This window comes from Pseudomonadota bacterium, from assembly GCA_018817425.1.
In the GTDB taxonomy this organism is placed as follows: Bacteria; Desulfobacterota; Desulfobacteria; order Desulfobacterales; family RPRI01; genus RPRI01.
Genome location: JAHITX010000027.1, coordinates 1 through 4,012 on the forward strand (window position 1 = coordinate 1; position 4,012 = coordinate 4,012).

The window sequence follows — 4,012 nt, forward strand, 5'->3', positions numbered from 1 at the left end:
CGTATTTATCTTATCAGGAGGTTATTTGTTTATCTGCGCGATAATAAATTATTTTTATACTACGTGTGGGGATATGTTCTATTGTTATTTTAATATATAACTTACACCCCATAAATTCACGCCCATGCCGGGCGTACACAAATTTATAAACCGGACTGCATATCGCCCTCGATAGTTCGTTTCCCAAAGCTCCGTGGCAAAGAGCATAGTTAAACCACCATCAGTGCAGCAGCCGGTTATTATAATGGTGATGGCAAGGATAAGCGCAGTTCAAGTTGACTCTCAGGAATGGTCTGATTAATTCGTTGAGGCACGGGAGCAAACATAGAGATCATAAATGTACAAAAGAAAGTTTTTGATTTTAAAGGAAATGAATCATGACTAAACAAGAAAGGTTATTTGGTTGTTTATTATATTTTTTTTTCTTCCTACTGCCTCAAGATGCTCTTTCTGCTCCCTCCCATTTGGGTACAGATGTATATCTCAAGAATTACTCAGAAATAATATACGTGGATGGAGTAGGAGATGAAGCACAAGGGGCTGATGTTGCATTCATTCACCTGGATGCAAATCCTCGACCAGAAATGATTTTAATGGCCTATGATAATCCACCTGGCCCAAATGAGTTCCGGTACAGAATCGGATGGAATCTTGATATATATGGGCATGCAGCCCAATGGTCTAATGTAAAAGTAATACCAGGCGTAGGTGACGAAGCACAAGGTGCGGGTATTGCAATTGGATATATAGATAATAATTCGCGGCCAGATATGGTCGTTATGGCTTTTGACAATCCACCAGGAGAAAACGAATTTCGATATAGAATTGCCTGGAACTTTGATGAGAATGGCAATCCGGCTTCATATTCCGATATTTTCCATACTGATGGTTTTGGAAACTGGGAGGGGGAGGCTGCTGATGTCGCGTTGGTGAACATTGATAACAATCAAATAACGGAAATAGTATTGACCACATATGACAAAGCTGATTACATAAATTTAATTAGTTTTAAAATTGGTTGGAATTATGTCGGTAATTCTACTGGACTTGAATGGTCAAAAAGGCATTTTACAGGTCTATTAGGAACAATAGGTACTCCTGATTTTGCTGATCATGTACAAGGTTCAAGTTTGGATTTTTATATAATTAATGATAATTCAGAATTAGATCAGATAAAGATGGTATATGCGAATCCACCAGGAGCTAATGAATTTAGATTTAAAATATGTTGGGATAACTATATGGAGAATGGTGAGCTTAAATCAAAGCCCTGTACGCCAATCTATCATGTTCCTGGTGTGGGTGATGAGGCACAAGGGGCCGGTATGGATCTTATTGATCTTGATCGGACTATAGGGGTAAGTCCTGACCCTCGGCTTGATATGGTACTCATGGCATACGACAACCCACCCGGAAGAAATACCTTTCGCTATAGGATCGTTCGTGGCATTCAGGAACCAGTATATGAAGATGTAGATAAAGAATTTGCCGGTTATGTATCAGATGAAGAAGATAGATTTGTTGGTTATGTTCATGAGTTTGTAGATGAATTTGGCAGTACTGAGTCCGCTATATACCCCGTCTGGAGTAATTCGCAATATTATTGGGCTGAATGTCGTTTTTTTAAAGCGGAAAGTGATAGATTTGCCAATAGTGTTGACCTTGTTTATGTGGCTGGCCACGGTTCAGCTTCTTCTATCACCCTCAGTGGTGGTGAGAAGTGTTCTTTGGAAAATATAGCCTTAGGCAGTTTTGCAACTAATCCGAATAGAAATACAGTCGGTGATCTTGAATATATTGTATTCCATAGCTGTAGTGTTCTAGAAATGGATAATAATTGGCGTTCTCGTTGGCGCAAATATGAATTAACAAAGAATGATCCCAAGCCTTTTTCTGGTTTGCGTATTGCCATGGGATTTCGTACGACACACGGAAACGGAATCGGAGCGGGTGGGTGGACAGCGGATGAGTTCGCTGAAAACCTCAAAGATGGTTTTACAGTAGTGGATGCCTGGTATGAAGCGGTAGAGGATGGCATGATTTTAAATGGATGGTCAGATAATAAAGCAGCGATATTTTACACTAGACCCCATAGGTACGATGTAACGTATATCGATGTAATAGGACGTGATTATCAATATGGAGACCCTGAGTACCTGTTAGATGCAATTTATATGGAATAAGAGAATTGATTATGATGTTCAAATTATTAATGATGAGTTTGATTCTGATTGCCTCAAGCATTCATGATGCTCGAGCGCTCGATGTCGTTTATGCGATTGATATGGATAAACTTATTGAGCATAAAGATGTAAATAGATCAAGCGTCCAATTACAAAATAAAGAGGATTTTAAAAAACTTTTCCGCAGATGGGCATCAATGTCAATGGATATTGAAAAGTCCGATAAGCGTTTTAGTAGAAAATATAATCGAACTACTTATAAACAATTACACGTGTCAGATCGGATTCGCTCCTTAAATGAAAGGTTAAATCTCTCTCCTGGCAGTAAAGATTATCTCAACCAGTCATTAAAGAACATGCCAGGTAGAACATTGGCTTTTAATAGACACTTCAAAACTATTTACAGAGAATCTGACTCAAATTATAGTTTTTGGAAATTTAAGGATGCAAAGGAAGTGTCAAGAATTAGGAACGAAGATAAACTCATTGAGAAAGCAAGGCAATTTCTAATAGATAATAATTTTGTCATAGAGACGAAACATGACAAAATCGATTATATAGTTGTATTAAATAAGAAACTTGACGAAGATTCTGGTAAAGAGAGTGTTTCCCGTACGTTTCTACTGCGACAAGATGTCATATTTAGACGGAGCTATAAAGGAAATCCGGTATTGAACTCAATGATTGTTGTTAGTGTGATTCCAGACACATTGGAAATTGTTGTATTCAAACATAAGAATTGGACACCGTTAAATGATGGTAAGACAACAAGCAACAAATTAACAACAGATTTATATAGTCATAAAAGAATATTGCGCGATAAAATATCTAAAGCAATTAAAGTTGAAGGTGAGAATTGGGACACTGCAGTTGTGAAGAAAATAATACCTTCTTGGTTCCAGACAAATGGAGAATTACTTCCGATGAATGAGGTAAAAGTTCTACTTCAGTCGAAAACTACTGGCGAAAAGAGATTTCGATCATTAATTATCGGACAAAACAATGATGACCAAGAGAAAATAGATTTATTCTTCAAACCTAATACAGCAAAAAGGCCACAGTGAAATTTTGGGACGTACCAGTTAGTGTAAAAACAGGAAAAGGGGCCAGGCTAAATACAATGCCAACAAAAGAACAACGGTGTCCAAAATTTCAAACAAAAATATGTAAAATTAATGCATTTAAAGGCTCTACCAGACATTTAGAGAAGTGCTAAAACAAGAGGTAGAAAAAGAGATAATTTTTAAATAAAGCGGCATGGTATTAGAAAATAGAGCAATTGATGCTTGACTTTTGTGTGGGTCATAAACAATTTTTTCATGACTACTATAACTCACACATCAAAAACAGTATTCGGGAAGTTGACCCAGCCTTTAAAAGGCTTAGTTCAACAATGCAATCACAAACGAGAATGTAACAGCCTGTCCGATCAGGAATGGATAGAAACAGGGTTATTGAGGATATTGTCTCAAGAGCCTAGTGGAAGGGCATTTCTTCAAAAACTGTTTGTTTCAGGCAAAACCTTAATAAAGCAAAGTCATTTTTTTGAAACACTTAAAAGTAACCGGCGCTTAGATTTATGCCGGGAAGTCAGTCTTTTACAGTGCTATCGGGGTCACCCATTAAAGGGTTCGTCAAGAGAAAAAACACCCCCCTATTAAAAAAGATGGTCTCTTTTTTAAATGACGTGTCAGTCTGCACTCACTCGGACACCGTTTTGTCTCCCGCCCCGCATACGACATTTCTTTGTTATGGTTAGAGTCGGTTTGATCCGATCCGCTCCAGTCACCCATCAGGATCAAGGTCGAAAAAGAATTCTATGTCTATAA

The 4,012-nt window shown here is 37.8% G+C and carries 2 protein-coding genes; both read left to right on the forward strand.

From position 1 onward, the window contains the following. The first annotated feature begins 377 nt into the window (after window positions 1-377). Window positions 378-2,183, forward strand: a complete 1,806-nt coding sequence (locus KKC46_06170) for a hypothetical protein (protein ID MBU1053401.1) — start codon at window positions 378-380, stop codon at window positions 2,181-2,183. A gap of 11 nt (window positions 2,184-2,194) precedes the next feature. Beyond that, the gene (locus KKC46_06175; protein ID MBU1053402.1) at window positions 2,195-3,247 is read left to right on the forward strand and encodes a hypothetical protein; all 1,053 of its coding nucleotides are present in this window, start codon (window positions 2,195-2,197) and stop codon (window positions 3,245-3,247) included. The last annotated feature ends 765 nt before the right edge of the window (window positions 3,248-4,012 follow it).